Source organism: Phycisphaerae bacterium (genome assembly GCA_041652575.1).
Classification (GTDB): domain Bacteria; phylum Planctomycetota; class Phycisphaerae; order Sedimentisphaerales; family UBA12454; genus UBA12454.
The window spans coordinates 75,607-93,834 of sequence record JBAZHC010000013.1 but is presented as its reverse complement, the minus strand read 5'-3'; the positions used below and the strand labels follow the sequence as shown (position 1 = coordinate 93,834).

At 44.9% G+C, this 18,228-nt stretch carries 15 protein-coding genes; 5 read left to right on the top strand and 10 right to left on the bottom strand.

The features are described 5' to 3' along the window. Positions 1-2 precede the first annotated feature (2 nt). The 4 genes from WC496_10060 (at position 3) to WC496_10045 (ending at position 5,129) form a co-directional block, all read left to right on the top strand. Positions 3-236, top strand: a complete 234-nt coding sequence (locus tag WC496_10060; protein MFA5293364.1) for a biotin/lipoyl-containing protein — start codon at positions 3-5, stop codon at positions 234-236. A gap of 57 nt (positions 237-293) precedes the next feature. Continuing rightward, positions 294-1,457, top strand: a complete 1,164-nt coding sequence (locus WC496_10055) for a hypothetical protein (GenBank protein ID MFA5293363.1) — start codon at positions 294-296, stop codon at positions 1,455-1,457. 79 nt (positions 1,458-1,536) lie between these two features. Then, a complete protein-coding gene (locus WC496_10050; GenBank protein ID MFA5293362.1) occupies positions 1,537-3,165 on the top strand; it encodes an alcohol dehydrogenase catalytic domain-containing protein in 1,629 nt (542 codons plus the stop codon). Next, positions 3,162-5,129, top strand: a complete 1,968-nt coding sequence (locus WC496_10045) for an SDR family oxidoreductase (GenBank protein ID MFA5293361.1) — start codon at positions 3,162-3,164, stop codon at positions 5,127-5,129. The genes WC496_10050 and WC496_10045 overlap by 4 nt, the downstream gene beginning before the upstream one ends. A gap of 2 nt (positions 5,130-5,131) precedes the next feature. Here WC496_10045 and WC496_10040 read toward each other — a convergent pair whose 3' ends face one another. Beyond that, positions 5,132-5,311 carry a hypothetical protein gene (locus tag WC496_10040; GenBank protein MFA5293360.1) on the bottom strand — a complete coding sequence of 60 codons (180 nt, stop codon included), beginning with the start codon at positions 5,309-5,311 and terminating at the stop codon, positions 5,132-5,134. Between the two features lie 3 nt (positions 5,312-5,314). Then, the gene (locus WC496_10035; GenBank protein MFA5293359.1) at positions 5,315-6,757 is read right to left on the bottom strand and encodes a hypothetical protein; all 1,443 of its coding nucleotides are present in this window, start codon (positions 6,755-6,757) and stop codon (positions 5,315-5,317) included. 251 nt (positions 6,758-7,008) lie between these two features. Between WC496_10035 and WC496_10030 the strand changes: the two genes are divergently transcribed. Next, positions 7,009-8,979, top strand: a complete 1,971-nt coding sequence (locus WC496_10030; protein MFA5293358.1) for a glycosyl hydrolase family 28 protein — start codon at positions 7,009-7,011, stop codon at positions 8,977-8,979. Positions 8,980-9,013: 34 nt separating this feature from the next. On the opposite strand, the gene WC496_10025 is transcribed toward WC496_10030, so the two are convergent. The 8 genes from WC496_10025 to WC496_09990 all read right to left on the bottom strand — a co-directional run bounded on the left by WC496_10025 (position 9,014) and on the right by WC496_09990 (position 18,187). Continuing rightward, positions 9,014-9,388, bottom strand: coding sequence for a response regulator (locus WC496_10025; GenBank protein ID MFA5293357.1), 375 nt, complete (start codon positions 9,386-9,388; stop codon positions 9,014-9,016). Between the two features lies 1 nt (position 9,389). Continuing rightward, on the bottom strand, positions 9,390-10,622 hold the full coding sequence (gene hydF, locus WC496_10020) for a [FeFe] hydrogenase H-cluster maturation GTPase HydF (GenBank protein MFA5293356.1): 1,233 nt from the start codon (positions 10,620-10,622) through the stop codon (positions 9,390-9,392). After that, positions 10,619-12,028 carry an aspartate ammonia-lyase gene (locus WC496_10015; protein MFA5293355.1) on the bottom strand — a complete coding sequence of 470 codons (1,410 nt, stop codon included), beginning with the start codon at positions 12,026-12,028 and terminating at the stop codon, positions 10,619-10,621. The genes hydF and WC496_10015 overlap by 4 nt, the downstream gene beginning before the upstream one ends. A 1-nt stretch (position 12,029) precedes the next feature. Beyond that, entirely contained in the window at positions 12,030-13,445 is a 1,416-nt protein-coding gene (gene hydG / locus WC496_10010; protein ID MFA5293354.1) for a [FeFe] hydrogenase H-cluster radical SAM maturase HydG, read from the bottom strand. Then, positions 13,442-14,503 carry a [FeFe] hydrogenase H-cluster radical SAM maturase HydE gene (gene hydE, locus WC496_10005; GenBank protein ID MFA5293353.1) on the bottom strand — a complete coding sequence of 354 codons (1,062 nt, stop codon included), beginning with the start codon at positions 14,501-14,503 and terminating at the stop codon, positions 13,442-13,444. Before hydE ends, hydG begins: the two co-directional genes overlap by 4 nt. Continuing rightward, a complete protein-coding gene (locus WC496_10000; GenBank protein ID MFA5293352.1) occupies positions 14,454-15,650 on the bottom strand; it encodes an ATP-binding protein in 1,197 nt (398 codons plus the stop codon). Before WC496_10000 ends, hydE begins: the two co-directional genes overlap by 50 nt. Positions 15,651-15,671: 21 nt before the next feature. Further along, positions 15,672-17,684 carry a [Fe-Fe] hydrogenase large subunit C-terminal domain-containing protein gene (locus WC496_09995; GenBank protein ID MFA5293351.1) on the bottom strand — a complete coding sequence of 671 codons (2,013 nt, stop codon included), beginning with the start codon at positions 17,682-17,684 and terminating at the stop codon, positions 15,672-15,674. A 110-nt stretch (positions 17,685-17,794) separates the two neighbouring features. Next, positions 17,795-18,187 (bottom strand): response regulator, encoded by a 393-nt coding sequence (locus tag WC496_09990; protein MFA5293350.1) that lies wholly within the window; start codon positions 18,185-18,187, stop codon positions 17,795-17,797. Positions 18,188-18,228: the final 41 nt, after the last annotated feature.

Below are 18,228 nucleotides of genomic sequence, written 5' to 3'. Positions count from 1 at the left end.
AAATGGCAACTACTATAAACTTACCGAAACTCGGTCAAACAATGGAAGAAGGAACTATCGTAAGCTGTAAAGTTAATGTCGGCGACAAGGTCAAAAAAGGCGATGTGCTGTTCGAGATTGAAACAGACAAAGCGACGCTCGAAATGGAAAGCCCTGCCGAGGGCACAGTGGAAAAAATACTGGTCGAAGCGGGTCAGACACTGCCGGTCAATGAACCGATGATGATTATCGGCTAATAAAACTAAACTTACGCGATTGACCGACAGCGGTTAATACTATAAAATTGCTGAAAGATGGATGATTTGCAAATTATCAAACTGGAAGAAAAGCTGGACAGCTTTAATCTCAGGGAGCGGCAAAACGCCCTGGATGAGCTGATTAGTTTAGCCGATTGCGGGAAAATCACTTTTCCCAACTCGGACAAAAGAACCAATATGCACTTCCACACATTCTATTCTTACAACGCCGAGGGTTTTTCCCCGACAAAAATCGCCTGGCTGGCGAAAAAAACGGGGCTTGGATGCTGCGGCACAGTAGATTTCGATGTCATAGATTCGACTGATGAACTCTACGAAGCCGCGGCAAAACTGGGGCTCAAGGCATCGAGCGGAATGGAGACAAGAGTTTTCGTTCCTGAATTTGCCGACAGAGAAATTAATTCGCCGGGCGAGCCGGGCATTTCATATCATATGGCGACTGGCCTGCCTTACAGCGGAATACCGGAAAAATTTAAAGCTCAACTGGAAAGTTTCAAATCGACCGCACAGCAGCGCAACAGGAATATGCTCGAAAGAGTTAACGCTTATCTTAAACCAATAACTGTCGATTACGAAAAAGACGTAATTCCATTAACGCCGGCGGGAAATGTTACTGAAAGGCATATCTGTCTGGCTTACGCAAAAAAGACAGCACAAATTCATCACGGCAGCGACCTGATAAAATTCTGGAGCGATAAACTCGGTCAGGATGTAAGCAAACTCGATTTGCCGGGCGGGATAAAACTTCAGGGACTTATCCGTTCGAAAATTATGAAGCAAGGCGGTGTCGGATATGTTCGGCCGGACTCTAATTCATTTCCGAAAATGTCAGAGATCAATAAATTCATCCTCGCAATCGGAGGCATACCGACTTTAACCTGGCTAAACGGTCTAAGTGCAGGCGAACAGGCAATCGAAGAACTGCTCGACATCGCTGTCGCTGACGGCGTTGCAGCGGTCAATATTATTCCAGATAGAAACTATACGCCGGGCAAAGGTTTGGCCGATGAAAAATGTAAAAAACTATATGAATTTGTCGATATTTGCAGAAAAAGAAACCTGCCCATAATAGCTGGCACTGAAATGAACAGCCCCGGCCAGAAATTTGTTGACGATTTTAACTCAAAAGAACTTGCGCCGCTTTGCGAGGACTTTTATAAAGGCGCCATGTTCGTACATGCTCATACAAAGAAAAAATGAAGAATACTTTTTAATGATTTTTCGACTACGTCCTGATAAAATCAGGACTTCGCTCGAAATGACAGAAGGATAAATAAATTTGGGAATTCCAAAAAAACAAAGAGCAGTTCAACTGACGGGGCCGAACCAGCTAAAATTTAACACTGAAAAAGAAGTTTATTTGCCGAATGATTATCAAATTCTTTGTAAGGTCGAAGCCGTAGGACTTTGTTTTTCGGATTTGAAGCTGCTTAAACAATTCGACAGCCATGTTCGCAAAGGAAAAATTGTTTCCGGTGCGGAGCAGGCGGTTCTGAATGAATATCCCGCCTATAAAACAGAGAAAACTCCTACCGTGCCGGGGCATGAAGCGGTTGTCAGGGCAGTGAAAGTCGGCAGCAGGGTTACAAGGGCGAAAGTCGGCGACAGATTCCTTGTTCAGGCGGATATGAGATGGCTCAAAACTGAAAAATCAAACGGAGCCTTCGGATATAACATCGAAGGCGCTCTTCAGGAATATACATTAATCGATGAAAGAATAAGCTGTTCGCCCGAAGGAGAATTTATACTCATTCCCGCACCGGAAGATAAAAGCGCCTCGGCAGTGGCGCTTTGCGAACCGTGGGCATGCGTTGAAGATTCTTACATATCGAAAGAACGCAAACAAATCAGCCCGCAAAGTAAAATGCTTGTGGTAACAGAGGACGAATTTAATTCCGCAAATTTCACGAAAATGCTCGAAAAATTCGGCAAGCCTGAAAAAATATCAGATGCAAAGGCAGAGTCACTTGAAAATATAAATGAAAAGTTTGACGATATCGTTTATTTCGGGGCAAAAGCGGAAACTATCGAAAAGCTTTTCGATAAGGCCAAGGCTCACGCACTGATAAATATCGTTCTGTGTGGCAAAAAAATCGACAGGGAAGTTGAAACTGCTGTCGGATTAGTACACTACGGCGGCATAAGAATAATCGGCACAACAGGCGATAACCCTGCCGATGCAATGAAACATATACCGCCAACCGGTGAAATACGCACCAATGATAAGGTGAACGTCATCGGCGCCGGCGGCCCGATGGGAGTTATGCACGCAATAAGAAATATCTGCCAGGGAATCAAAGGAATCACTGTTTATGCCGGAGATTTGGATGATAACAGACTATTGTCGCTTACAAAAATTGCGGCAAATCTCGCCAAAGAAAAAGGTGTAAAATATATACCATATAACCCCACAAAAGAGAAAGCCCCTGTCAATATCGATTACGCCGCACTTATGGCCCCTGTACCCGCACTTGCGGCACAATGCGTCAAAGACGCGGCCAAAGGCGGCATTATAAATATCTTCGCCGGTATCCCGGCCATGGTAAAAGGAAAAATCGACCTTAATGCTTATATCGAGAAAAAACTTTATTTCATCGGCACAAGCGGCTCTACTATCGAGGATATAAAAAAGGTTCTCGCGAAAGTCGAAGCAGGCAAACTCGATACGAATCTTTCTGTGGCTGCTGTCGCGAGCCTGGAATCGGCGATAGAGGGTATCAGGGCTGTTGAAAATCAGTCCATAGCGGGTAAAATAATTATATATCCGCAATGCGGGAATTTACTTCTTACAACACTTGAGCAAATGCAAAAAGAAATGCCGGATGTAGCCAGCAAACTCGATAACGGATTGTGGACCAAAGAAGCTGAAAATACTTTAATAGAAAAATTTACACGGAAACAGATATGAAAATAGACAAAGCATTAGCGGATTTGATTAAAATTTCCAATACAGTGGGAAAAGATACGAAACTCGTCCAGGGCGGCGGCGGAAACACATCCGTCAAAACAAACGACGGCAGGTTTATGTATATCAAAGCCAGCGGCTCAACCTTGAAAGATATGAATGCCGAAAAAGGCTGGCGAATGCTCGACGTTAAAAAAGTTCTGTCTATTCTTCCAGATAAAGATATTGCAAAACTCGATGTTACCCCGCGGGAGACAGAAGTCGTAAGAAGGCTTGCCTGTTCCTGTGCCGATAATCTCAAGAGCAATGCCCGGCCATCGGTCGAGGCACACCTGCACGCAATGCTCGATAAATATGTTATTCATCTGCATCCTGACGCTGTAAGGGCTTTTGTTAACGCCAAAGATGGACAGCAAAAGGTCGATAAAATTTTCAACGGCTGGAAGAATCCCCCGTTATGGATTCCCTATGTTGACCCGGGTTTTATGCTCGCCAAAAAAATATCGGCCTTAATTAATAAGTATCAATCGCAGTACAAAAAAAAGCCGGCAGTTCTTTTCCTTGAAAAACACGGTCTTATTATCAGTTCCGAATCCATGAACACCTCACTAAAGCTGGTTTCGCAGGTTGTAAAGATTATGCAGGCCGGTCTTAAATGCCCCTGGGCGGCTATACCAAAAGTTCTGCCGTCGCAGGAAATAACGAATGCGAAACATGCCATAAGAAAAGCATACTATAAAGCCGCCGGTAAATATGTGCCGGTAAAATTCTTCATTGATAATACCATCGCAGGCTTTTTAAAGCATAAAAACATTAAAAAGATGCTTTCCTGTCCTTGTCTTAGCCCTGACGAGCTTGTTTACGCTAACGGAACGCCTATTTGGCTGGAAACGGTAAATTCTGAAAAAATAGCGGCGAAATTGAGTTCGCAAATTAAAAAAGGTGAAAAACTTTCAAAAGCGTTTTTAGTCAAAGGTCTCGGATTATTTGTAACCGCTCCTGAAAAAACCGCAGGCGTTATCAGGGATATCGTATCAAGCTCTTTATTTATTCGACATAACGCTTTGTCTTTCGGCGGCATCAAGCCGCTCCGCAGGCGGGAAATAGATTTTGTCAATAACTGGGAATCGGAAGCTTTTCGTCAGAAAGCCGCAGGCAATACAAATGACGGCCAATTAAAAGATAAAATTGCCGTTGTTACCGGTGCCGGAAGCGGACTTGGAAAAAGTATCGCTATCGGTCTTGCAAAAGCAGGAGCTTTTGTGACACTGGCCGATATTGACTCAGCAGCGGCGCAGCAGACAAAAAGCGAAATATTAAAAGAGCTTCCTTCCGCTGAAGTTATTGTCGCTGTGTGTAATGTGACTGATGAATCCAGCGTTAAAAATGCTTTCAGTCAAATAATGGACGAATTCGGCGGACTCGATATTCTTGTCAACGCGGCCGGTATCGCACCGGCATATTCGCTGGTGGATATGCCCGCCGATAAATGGCGGCTGGCACTGGAAATAAATCTGACCGGTTATCTGCTGATGGCAAAATATGCCGCGAAAATAATGATTGCCCAGGGCATCGGCGGCAGCATAATAAACTTAAGCTCAAAATCAGGTTTGGAAGCCAGCAAAAACAACACGCCTTATAACGCGACCAAAGCAGGCGAAATACATATGGCCAGAGGCTGGGCGATGGAACTGGGCAAATACGGAATACGTGTGAATTCAATTTGTCCGGGAAATGTTTTCGAAGGTTCAAAAATATGGAATCCGGAATATATTAAAATCTGCGCAAAAAAATACGGCATCAGGCCCGAAGAGGTCATTCCATATTATGTGAACAAAACGATTCTCGGCGTTGAAATCAAAGGTCAGGATATCGCGGACGCCGTGATTTTCCTGTCATCCGACCAGTCGAGAGTTATTACCGGACAAACTCTCGTTGTCGACTCCGGCCAAGTTATGGTGAGATAGCATTATACCGAATTACTTTTCCACATCCACAGGCTTGCGGCAACGAACCAGATAACAGTAGCCGCCAGCATTGCATTTTTAACCTGGTCAAGATTCATCTTGTCGGCAAAGTACATAAACGACGGCAGTATCAAAATGACAAGAGCCAGAAACGAGATTATTTTAAAAATCTGATTAGTCATATTTCAGCTTGCCTCCGCAGTTAAATGCCCATAAACCTTCTTCTGATATATTTTGCTCAGCACAACATATAAAATTGCTGTAATAAACCAGCCCGGCAGACTTACGAAAAATATCTGAACGCCGCCATATATCACCAGCCACCAGCAGACTCCCAGCGTTACAAACCAGCTCAGGCCAGCGGCCCAGTTAAAAGTTTTTTTACTTATCTCGGCATAATTGCTGCGCAGGCCAAATTTTTTCAGGAGCCAGAAATCTACAAAAATCACGGCACCCATCGGCATCAGCAGCATCCCATATAGTGCGACGAAATTGAGAAGCTTCATCGCTATCGCAGGAAACATACCGGCAACTGTAGCTATTAATCCTGTTGCGATTGTTACGGCAAATCTCGAACTTTTCGGTATTATAGCCTGAAACGCGAGACCTGCCCTGTAAATGGTGGGATTGGCCGTCGTCCAGCAGGCGATAATTACGCAAATAAGACCTGTGATGCCCGCAGCCCTGTAAGCCATCGGCCCGGGCAGAACATCCGTATTCTCAGGATTTATATGGAGCTGATAGGCATAAAGTATCGAAGCGGCAATCCACGCAAAGAAATGGCCAAGATACATTCCCGAACCGGAAGCCACGCCATACCAGGATTTTTTCGCATAGCGGAAAATAGAAAGGTCCGACATCCCAATGTGCATAGCCATATTGCAGAACCAGGCGAAAAAGGTTACATGCCAGAAGGTGAATTTGACCTGTCCGGGCAGCGCAGCGCCGCCCTTCCATATCTGAGTATTGGCAAGAGTCCAAAGGTCGGACAAGCCATTAATCTGTGCGCCAGTTACGCTGATGAATTGTTTTAAGCCTACAATTCCAAAAACGAAGAAAACCAGCAGCATCCAGGGGGCCGCAATGTTGGCGATTTTGGAAACGATTTTATAACCATAAGCGGCAACGACGGAAATTAATGCTCCAACAGCGAAAACGGCAAGAACCCAGCCGAAGCTGTTCGGATAGAGGTCGTTCAGGCCGGGCATCCTGAATTCGAACCAGACTCCTATAGCAGTCGCGGCTACTGTAATCATTGAGCCTGCAAGAAAACAAAACATAATGCCGTTGGCGAAATTGTATAATACTACCAGTTTCTTGCCGCAAATTTTCTCCAACTGATAATAAAGCGTCAGACGTGAACGTGTCGCGATAGGAGCACAAAGGAACGTCCAGCTTAAAACCGCCAGTGCGTTACCCAAAAGCAAACCGAATATCAAATCGAACGCGCTTACGCCCGCAGCGACAAAAAGCGGCCCAATCATCAGTTCAGTTCCTGCGCAATGTTCCCCCGCATACATACCGATAAAATCCTTGAATCTTAATAATGCGCTTTGGGGTACAGGTCGGCGTTCAAACTCGTTTAATCCTTCAGGCTCGATTGTCAAATCCGTTTCTTTATCTGCCATCTCAACTCCTGTTCTAATTATCATTATAAACTGTTTAGAAATCAGCCGCTAAGACATTCCATAGACGTCATTTTAATAATATTTACGGCATATTGCAATCTATAATGGATTGGGGTATATAAGGTAATAATAACATCTTTGACGTTGCGCGTTTTGGAACTTTTGGTTTCAAAATATTCGTTTGTTAAAAACGGGTTTTTGTGTTTGAACCTTAGATAACATCATTCTGCTTTCAGTGAAGGGATATGTTTATGAACTGCAAAAAAATTATAGGATTAGTTTTAGCCGTTTGTATTTTTCATTTAACCGGCTTCGCAGCTGAAAAAGACGCTAAACCTGTGCAGGATGTTAATGTGCATAAGGTACGAATTGTTCTCGTTGGCGATTCTACGGTTACAGACAAGTCCGGCTGGGGACTTGGTTTCAGGCAATTTCTCACCGACAAGGCAGAATGTGTCAATACAGCGGCCGGCGGCAGAAGCTCAAAAAGTTTCATCGCCGAAAATCGCTGGGCCCAGGCTTTGGAACTCAAAGGCGATTATTATTTAATTCAGTTCGGCCATAACGATGAACCCGGCAAAGGCCCCGAACGTTCGACAGAGCCAAATACTACTTATCGTGAATATATGACTCGTTATGTGGACGAAGCTCGCGCTATTGGCGCAAAGCCGATTTTGGTTACCTCGCTTGTTCGCAGGCAATGGGACAAATCCGGAAACGGTAAAATCAATTCAAGCCTGGTACCTTATGTCGAAGCAGTCAAACAAATCGCCAAAGAGAAAAACGTTCCGCTAATTGACCTTCACGCAAGCAGTAAAGAACTATGCGAAAAGCTATGTAAGGAAAAATGTATCGAGCTAAGCCCCGTCAAGGACAATAATCAGGTCGATAATACTCATCTCAACGCTAAAGGCAGTGTAGAGTTTGCCCGGCTGGTCGTTGAAGAACTTGTCCGTATCGCACCGGAACTAAAACCCTGCTTCCGCAAAGATCCTGTCGCTGACTCAAATAAAGTTGAAGCAAAAATTCTCGACATCCGTAATTTCGGCGCCAAAGGCGACGGCAAAACACTCGACACAGAAGCAATACAAAAAGCGATTGATGAATGCGGCAAAGCCGGCAGCGGCACGGTTCGTCTAACAGCAGGAACATATCTGAGCAAGCCTGTTTTTCTTAGAAGTAATATCACACTTCAGCTTGACGAGGGTGCAATTTTAAAAGCAACAGACGACCCAAACGATTTCGTGAACACAGAAAACAAAAGTAGCAATGATCCTTTGGAATTTGTAAACGGCAATAACCTGACAAACATAACCATAAGCGGCAAAGGCACAATTGACGGCTCCGGTGCCAGATGGTGGGAACCTGTCCGAGCGGCAAAAAAAGCCAAACAGCCGGAGACAGGAAAACGTCCGCGTTTGGTGGTTTTAAATAACTGCGTTGGCGTGCGAATCAAAGACGTTACGCTGACCAATTCGCCAAGTTTCCATATTATCCCCCGAAATTGTGAGGATGTGGAAATTGCAAGAGTAACGATAACGGCCCCTGATGATTCGCCAAATACAGACGCTATCGACCCCAGTGCTTCCCGTTATGTCACCATTACCGATTGCGTCATCGACACCGGCGATGATAACATCGTAATGAAATCAGGCCGTCCCGACCTCGCCCATCCAAATGCCGCCTGCCAATATATTAATGTTACAGGCTGTAATTTTTTTCACGGTCACGGAATGTCCATAGGCAGTGAAACTATCGGCGGTGTGCAGAATATGACCGTTAAAAACTGCACATTCGAAAATACAGAAAGCGGACTCAGGATTAAATCAACCCGCGGAAAAGGCGGCATTGTCGAAAACATTACTTATAGCGACCTCACGATGAAAAATGTGAAAACTCCGATTAATATTACTGCGTACTATCCTAAAATCCCGAAGGAAGATACGGCACAGCCGGTCACCGACTCGACGCCAAAATACAGCAAAATTAAAATCTCAAACCTTACGGCTACCAGTCCCAAAAGTGCCGGTATTATAGTCGGCCTGCCGGAGTGGCCCATAACAGATGTTGTGCTGGAAAACGTTCATATTACGGCGCCGAAGGGTTTAACGATTCGTAACGCCAAAGTGACTCTTAAAAATGTGAAAATTGAAACGCAGGAAGGTCCGCCGTTCATACTCGAAAGCGGCGCAGTAGTGGAAGGTCTTGAGAAACCGAAATAAATACTCCTTTTTGAATTTACTATAAAATAGTATATCAGGAATTAACTCTTGTCCGAATTATTTTCAAAAGCGTGTCATTGTTTACAGGCTTTTGCAAAACGCCATCCAGACCCAGCTCAATATAGCTTGTAGTCTGACTAAGATTATCGCCTACACTCGAAAGCATATAAACCGGAGCCTTGTTATTTAAGCAGCGGATTTCCCTGACGAAATTCAGCCCGGCGTCGACTTCTTCCATCATCAAATCCACCAGGATAAAATCGGGATTCGATTCCTTATATTTGGCCAATCCTTCCTCTGCAGAATACGCCTCGACCATCTCAAAACCGTTGGCTTCGAGAATAATTCTCAGGGCGTTGAGCACATCAGAATCATCGTCTATCGCAAGAATAACGATTTTTTTCGCCATACTACTGTCCTTTCCTCATAAAATAATCCAGACTGCCGGCAAAAGGCCTAAGTGCCCGCTCAAATATACCAAGTATATACGCTATCGCAACTCCATAATTTGTCACAGGAACACCTACTTTTCGGCAATGTTCTATTCTCGAAAGCACCTGTCTTCTGTTCGTCATGCACCCGCCGCATTGTATAACAAGTTTATAATCTGCCAGATTTTCCGGAAAATCATTTCCCTGGTAAATATCGAACGCCAGTTTCCCGCCGACATATTGCGTCAGCCATCGCGGAATCTTGACCCTTCCAATATCTTCCGCGATAGGATGATGCGAACATGACTCGGTGATAAGAATTTTATCATCAGGCTTCAATTTCTCGATTGCCAAAGCTCCGTTGACAAATTCATTCAGGTCGCCTTTGAATCTGGCAAATAGTATCGAAAAAGAAGTAAGAGGAATATCGTCCGGAGTATCGCCTGCGACTTTAAGAAAAGCCTGCGAATCCGTAACAACGATTTTCGGCCTCTGGTTCTCAAGCCTTTTCAGCACATCGCACAATTCGCGTTCTTTCACAACCACACAATAAGCGTCCATTTCAAGTATATCGCGTATGCACTGAACCTGCGGCGCAATCAGCCTGCCCTTCGGCGCCTCTTTATCTATCGGAACAACAAGAACCGCCAAGCCCCCCGGTCCGACAAGGTCGCCCATAATAGTCGAATTACTGATGAAATCTTCCGGCACTGTATTAATCAATGCCTGGCGAAATTCCACTATGCCTTTTTGCTGATTCGCAGTTGTCTGCACAATCGGAATATTCATTGATTTAAGCTTATCGATTGCAGCCTGTCGGCATGGAGCAATATCAGTCTTATTGAATACAGCTATTACAGGAGTTTTTCTGCTGCAAAGCTCGTCATAAATACCCTGTTCAAAATTCTCCCACCTGCCGTTATCGCTTACAATTACACCAAGCTCTGTCCGGTCAAAAATCTGTTTCGTCTTCTTTATACGCAAATCTCCAAGCGCCCCGGCATCGTCGATTCCTGCCGTATCGATAAAAAGCACCGGCCCAATCGGCAAAAGCTCCATCGGCTTTTCCACAGGGTCTGTCGTCGTGCCTGCGACTTCCGAAACAATCGAAACCTGCTGACGAGTAATCGCGTTCAGCAGCGACGACTTCCCAACATTTCGCCTGCCGAATATGCCAATGTGTAAACGCAGAGATTTCGGAGTGCCGGTCATTTTTTCTCCGTAGTATCCGCACTGCCGAGCATTGTTACTTTCTGCGGAGAAATTAAACCGTCAAATTCTTCCTCGCTTATAATTCCGCGTTCAATAACAATTTGTCGAATAGTTTTATTCTCATTTTTAGCGGCTGCTGCGATTTCCTGCGACATTTTATAACCGATTTTTTCAACAAGCGCAGTAATAATCGCCGTCGAAGTCTCGACGTTTTGTTTGCATCGTTTTTCGTTTGCCTCGATTCCGCTTATGCATAATTTGGCAAATATTCTGCACGCATTCGTCAATAATTGTATATTCGTCAGCATTGCATCTGCAATAAGCGGCATAAACTGATTTAATTCGAGATTACCCGCTGAACAGGCCTGTGTAATCGCTGAATCGTTTGCCATAACCGCAATCGCCGCCTGCGAAACCGCCTCCGGGATAACAGGATTTATTTTGCCCGGCATAATCGAAGAACCCGCCTGCCTTGCCGGCAGAACAATCTCACCGATTCCGCCGTCTGGTCCGCTCGAAATAATTCGCAAATCAGTTGAAATTTTTAGCAGATTCGAAGCGAGAGCTTTAAGAATTCCGCTGACTTCAACGAACACATCCGTATTCTGCGTCGCTTCAATAAGATTTTCCGCCCTGCAAAGCGGCAGTTTCGCGATATCCTTGAGATGTTCAACGGCACGAAAGATATATTTTCTCGGCGCACCCAGCCCCGTTCCAATAGCCGTACCGCCGAGATTTACAACCCGCAAACGTTCTCCGCATTTATAAATCCGCCACCTGTCGCGTCCTATCGCCTCGGCATAGGCGCTCATCTGCCGCCCAAGCGTCGTAAGAACGGCATCCTGAAGCTGTGTCCTGCCAAGTTTTACAATATCGGCAAATTGTTTTTCCTTTTGCTGAAAAGATTCGAGCAAAACAACAATTTCACCCTCAAGCTCCGTAAGCTCCCACAGAGCCGCGACTCTTAAAGCCGTTGGATAAGTATCGTTAGTTGACTGATGAAGATTAATATCGTCGATTGGCGAAATGACATCGTAATCGCCCGCCTTTTTACCGAGAATTTCCAAAGCGCGATTCGCAAGCACTTCGTTAACATTCATATTCGTGCTCGTCCCCGCCCCGCCCTGAAGAGCATCGACCTTTATATGCTCGTCAAGTTTGCCGGCAATCATTTCCAGACAGGCCTGCTGAATTACAGAATATTTTTTATCATCCCAGCTTTTTAATTCGTGATTGGTTTTCGCGCACGCAAGTTTTACTGCGCCAAACGCTGAAATAAGCTTTTTATGCACCGGCCGCAGCGCAAGCGGGAAATTCTCCATCGCCCTTGCCGTATGAATACCGTATAGGGCATCGGCCGGTATTTCCATTTCACCTATAAGGTCTTTTTCTTTGCGCAGATTCATTTTAAAAATACATATCCCTTTGGTTGGTTTGTTTAATCTTTTGCAGCCGTTCTTTGACCTGCTCTTTTATTTTTTCATCTTTCATCTTATCAAGCTCGGCTTCAATAAGTTTCAAGCCCGCCTCTTTTGTTTCATCAGATGCGTAATCGACAAGATATTCCATAAGGGTAGTCAGCGCGTTCGGCTGGCAGAATTTTTTTATAAAGCCGGGTATCGCAAACTCCATAAAATGCTCGCCCGTACGTCCCAGCCTGTAACAGGAAGTACAGAAACTCGGAACAAAATCATCTTCAATAAGTTCTTTCATCACATCGTCAAGGCTGCGAATATCGCCAAGCACAAACTGTTCGCGTTCCATAACCTGCGCATCGCCGAATTCCGTATATCCGCCAATCTCAATTCTGCTTCCCGCGTCAATCTGCGAAACGCCGAAGCCCATCATCTCCCTTCGCAAAGCCGGACTTTCACGTGCCGTCAAAATCAGGCCGGTATATGGAACCGCAAGTCTCAATATCGCGACAAGTTTCGTAAATTCATAATCGCTGACCATCCATTTTTTGTCGATGTTCACACCCGCGGCAGGCTGAACTCTCGGAAAACTAATCGTATGCGGCCCGACTCCGTAACTTTTCTGCAAAAATAGAGAATGGCTGACAAGACCGAGAACTTCAAACCGCCAGTCATACAACCCGAACAGCGCACCGATTCCGACATCGTCGCAGCCGGCCTCGAACGCCCTGCTCAAACCATCGAGCCGATACAAATAATCACCTTTCATGGTTGTTACCGGATGGTTTTGCTCATAAGTTTCGTGATGATAGGTCTCCATAAAAATCTGATACGTTCCGATGCCGGCCTTTTTAACCTTTTTATATCCTTCAATATCCAATGGAGCGGCATTTATATTGACCCTGCGAATTTCGCCGTTGCCGACTTTAACGCTGTAAACATTCCGCACGCATTGAGCTATAAAATCCGCGTCATATTCCTTGTGCTCACCGAAAACCAGTATCAGCCGTTTATGACCGGCATTTTCAAGGGCCTCAACCTGTTCAATTATTTCCTCGCTGCTGAGTGTACGCCTGATTGCTTCTTTATTGGAAACCCGAAAAGCACAATATTTGCAATCGTTTATACATTTATTGCCAATATAGAAAGGAGCGAACAGGACTATTCTGTTTCCATACACATTTTTTTTTAACTGCCGGGCCGCGGCAAAAATCTCTTCAGTTAATTTTTTGTCTGCAGCTAAAAGCACCGCCGTTTCCTCGACTGTCAGCGCCTGCTTGTTGAGACTTTTCGCTATAATTGCCCTGACCGCTTCTTTATCCGGTTTTGCCTCATCAATCAGTCTGCGAAGATAATCATCATCGATGAAATCTTTTACGGTACTGCTGAATGTTTTTTCTTTTATCATATTTTTGCCCCGCTTTCCGTTCTTTCCAGAAATCTGAGCGAGACTCCCTTTCCGCTCCCTGCCATTCGGCTGATTTTTTCGATTCTTTGTTTTATAGCCATATCGAAATCTAAATGCTGCCGGCAGGTTTTGCCTTCGTATAAATTGTAAAATTGCCTGTACTTTATCGGCGTAATATTCGGCATAACCACATTGCACCCGCAGGCAAGCGCCTTTTCATAACCATTTTCAGGATTGAGTGTCGCCAGTGCCGTAGTCGCCGGTATATTTGCTTTCGGGCACAAAATCCTGGCCAGTGCGAAAACTTTATAACCCATTTCCTCAGTTGCCGGCACCTGATTTTCTGAACCAAGCAGGAATGCCTGCATATTTCTGTCAAGTTCAGTATTCTCGTGTTTAATATAAGGCCCGACACCTATCATATCCAGGTCGAGTTCTTTGAATTCGAGTAAATCGTCCGCAAGGCTTTCATAGCTTTGGCCGGGCAGGCCAATCATTACACCGCTTCCGACCTCATAACCAAGCTCTTTTAGTAATTTTAACGCCTCGAATCGTTCTTCTACCCCATTTTTACTGTCAGGATGAAGCCTTCGATACAATTCGTCGTCGTTTGTCTCGAATCTCAGAAGAAATCTGTCGGCCCCCGCCTGCTTCCACAGTTTATAAACTTCCCTGTCCCACTGGCCAACGCTCAAAGTAATCGCAAGGCCGGTTGTTTCCTTAATTTCTCTTATAACGTCCGCCAGAAAATTTACATCCAGCCTTTTATTTTCACCGCTTTGCAGAACAACCGTTCCATATCCGAGTTTACAGGCTGCTTGGACACATTCGAGAATTTCTTCTTTAGTCATCTGGTAACGCTGTAATTTACTGTTGCCCGCGTTTATGCCGCAATAGAGACATTTCCTGCTGCAAATGTTTGAAAACTCAATCAGGCCCCTGAGATGTATTTGTTCGCCGACATTTTCTTTTCGGATTCGGTCGGCGAAATCCCACAGCTTTCCAAGTTCAGAATGGTTTTTCTGTTTTAACCGGGATATTATTTCCTGACGATTCATTTTCTTCTTTCAAAAATTCCTGCGAATCCCTCAAAAGTTCGACAGTAAAAGTGCTGCCTTTGGAAAATTCGCTTTCAACTGTTACTTTCCCGTTATATAGTTCCGCAAGCTTTCTAACGGTTGAAAGCCCAAGGCCGCTTCCGAGGATATTTCTTGTTTTTTCGTTCTTTATCCTCACGAAGTCCTTAAATAGTTTGTTTATTTCTTCTTCTTTCATCCCGATGCCGGTATCGCTGACTTTTATAACAATCCGTTCTCTATTCGTACTTATGTTGATGTCAACTTTCCCGCTATCGTTATTGTATTTAATCGCATTTGATATCAGGTTATTCAATATAATTTCAATCTCGAAAACATCGCCCTTCATCGTTAAATCATTCTTAACCTCAAGATTAACGGCGATGTTCCGCTCTTTCGCGGTCAAAATACAGGTTTCAACCGACTTTTTGGCAAGTTCACAAAGATTAATATCAGTAAAGTCCCGCTTTTTCTGCTCAGACTCAATCCGAGTCATATCCAGCAGGTCAAATATCAGTTTTTTCATTCCTTCGAGCCGAATCAGGCTTCTGTTAATCACATTATCATAAGCGCCAAGTTCATTGCCCAAAACCCTGTCATTGACAATATTCAAATAACCCTGTATCGCCGCAAGCGGAGACTTAAGCTCGTGAGCAAGTACTGAAATAAACTGGAAACGAACCCTTTTCTTTTCTTCAGACAGATTTTTAGCCTGACGTTTATAAATAATTCTGCCGGCGGCTTTGCGAATCATATGCTTAAGCTCCCCGGGAGAGAAAGGCTTGGCAAGAAAATCATATGCGCCGTTCTTCGTTGCCTCAACCGCTGCTTCCAGCGAAGCGTAAGCCGTAATCATCACGGTCAACACATCAATTTTCTTTTCCGCGATTTTACTCAGCAGTTCAAGGCCGCTCATTCCGGGCAGTTTATGGTCAAGAAACAGAATATCAGGATGCTGTGATTCTATCATCTCCAGCCCGCTTTCAGCGCTCACTGCTTCTATCACTTCAAATCTGACTTCAGATTTTATTTCAGGCAAATTAATGCTGTAATCATTCAAAACCCTCGCTACTCCCGACCGCATCCCGGCTTCGTCATCGACAACAAGAACTTTAAATAATTCTTCCACAATTAATCCCCTAAAAGCCTGTTATTGAAAACCATTCGTCTTTCTTCTCGGCAAAATAACCGTAAAGGTTGTTCCTGTCGAACCCTTTTTAGGGTCGGCATTAGATTCGACTTCTATATCGCCCCTGTGCATTTTGACGATGCCATAAGCGACCGCAAGTCCAAGCCCGGTACCATCTCCTATCTGTTTGGTCGTAAAGAAAGGCTCGAATATCTTGGAAATATTTTCTTTTGGAATACCGGTTCCGGAATCGATAACCTTTATATTCAGATTTTTATTATCGCCGCCGATTGTTATCGTTATCAGTCCTGTTTTTCCCGTCGCTGCAATCGCGTTAGCAACCAGATTACTGAAAACCTGGCTCATCTGTTCACTGTCGAGTTCGGCGATTCTGTCTTCAAGCGTATTTTCAACCATGATTTCGACGCCTTTTTCGTTTGGCACGGCCTGTATGGACTTATCGATAATTTCATAAATATCCGCAGGCTGCAGAATCGCCTTGTTTTTCCTGGCGAAATTCAGCAGGCCGCCGACAATTTTCTTGCACCTGTCGGCCTGTTCGGCAATTAGACGCAAATCGTCTTTCAGCAGTATATCGTCACGGTATTTTTCCAGCAGTAAATGCGCATACATCAGAACCACGCCGAGCGGATTATTAATTTCATGGGCGACACCGGCGGCAAGCTGCCCCATACTCGCAAGCTTTTCAGACTGCATCAGCGCTTCCTGCGTATTCGCAAGCTGATTATTGGAATTCGCCAAATCCTCGATGGTCTTGTGGAGCTGTTCAATCGAATAAGGCAGGCACATTTCACTTTCGGCCAGTCCTTTCCATATCGCCAATGCGTGCTCACGGCAGGTATTATAACCGCAGGCTCCGCAATTAAGCTCATCCTCCGCTGTGTATTTGCCCATCCGCACTAAAATATGTTCAAGGTCGTCTTCCTGTATCAGCTTAATCCGCTGGTCATAAGCAGAAAATTTTCTCGAAAGGTCGAGATTTTCAAACCGCTTTACATTTTTCTCCCATTTTTTCCTGTCGAAATTACTCATCTTCTCCTGAACGTAACTGCTGACAGATGCCCGCCTGTTAAACAGAGGTTTTTTATTCGAAATGCCCGGCCCCATTATACAGCCGTTACACGCAAGCACTTCCAGTAGCCGAACATTCATATCTCCGCTTTCGAATTCCTTGAAGGCATCGACAAAACTGTTGCCGCCTTCAACCGCGACAATTTTCCCGCTCACAAGGTCTTCCTCGATACCGGCAGACTGAAATAATCCTCTGCTGATTGGAAATATCGCGCCGACGCCGGCAAGCGGTTCATCAAACATACTGTTTTGTGCTTTTTCGCTGCCCAGTTCCGCTTCGAGCATCTCCCGCAGTTCAATAAACGTCAGGCTTGCATCTACTTCGCTGTCCATATTAACGCTCGTGATTTCTCCCTTTTTGGCAATGCACGGCCCAACAAAAACTACCCTTAAATCTTCACCGTATATCTGGTGAAGTACTTTTGCCGTCGCAACCATCGGGGAAACTATTGGTGCCAGATTTCCAACCAAATCGGGATGGTATTTTTCAACATACGCTATAATCGCAGGACAGCTCGTAGCGATATATTTACAGTTCGGTCCGCTTTCGTCCAGCAGCTTGTTATATCTATCCGCAATCAGGTCGGCTCCGAAACCTACCTCGTTGACATAATCAAAGCCGAGGCTGCGAATCATTCCTACAAGCTCTTCACATTTAAATTCGACAAATTCCGCCGGAAAACTCGGCGCCAGTATCACCGCCGTTTTGGAGTTAGATTTTAACAGTTCGTAAACCTTCTGTTTTGAATCAAGAATCTGCTTGGCTTTCTGGCTGCACACCCGAACGCAATTTCCGCATCCGATACATCTTTCGGCAATAACCTCCGCCTGTCCGTTTGCAATCCTGATTGCCTTGGCCGGACATTCTCTTACGCAGGTATAGCATATCCTGCATCGCTCGCCCAGCGTCGTTACCAAAGGTTTATTACTGCTGTCTCTCATTTAAAATCACCTATCTTACAACCTGATTTCTTTCGCTGCTTCTGTCCTCTGTCAGCAGGTTCTGTCTCGGTTGCCCGTAGGTTAAGCCATGATTCTGAGCGGGGATTCGATCAAACCTGAAGCAATTTTCGCACAGAGTTCAACAACTCTTCGGTTCGTACGGGTTTGTCGAGAATACAATCCGCCTTAATCCAGGATTTCGCCTCCGGGCTTTTGGCATCAAAGCCAAGCCCTGTTGAGGAACGAACCGCCGTCAGCATGATGATGGGCATATTCGGATACATTTTTTTGATTTGATGGCACAGGACAAATCCGGAATCCATCTGTTCCATCATAAGGTCCAAAATTACTATATCGGGCTGGGTGGAAATTAAAAACTCTTCGCCATTGGCGGCTGAGTTCGCAGTGGCTACATCATAGCCATTGGCCTTGAGAACCATCTCCACCTGGTCGAGGATATCCGGGTCGTCATCGACAACGAGAACTTTTTTTAATACGGTCATAGTCGCTCCTAATTCTTAGTATCCGGCAAGGGAAAATTCCC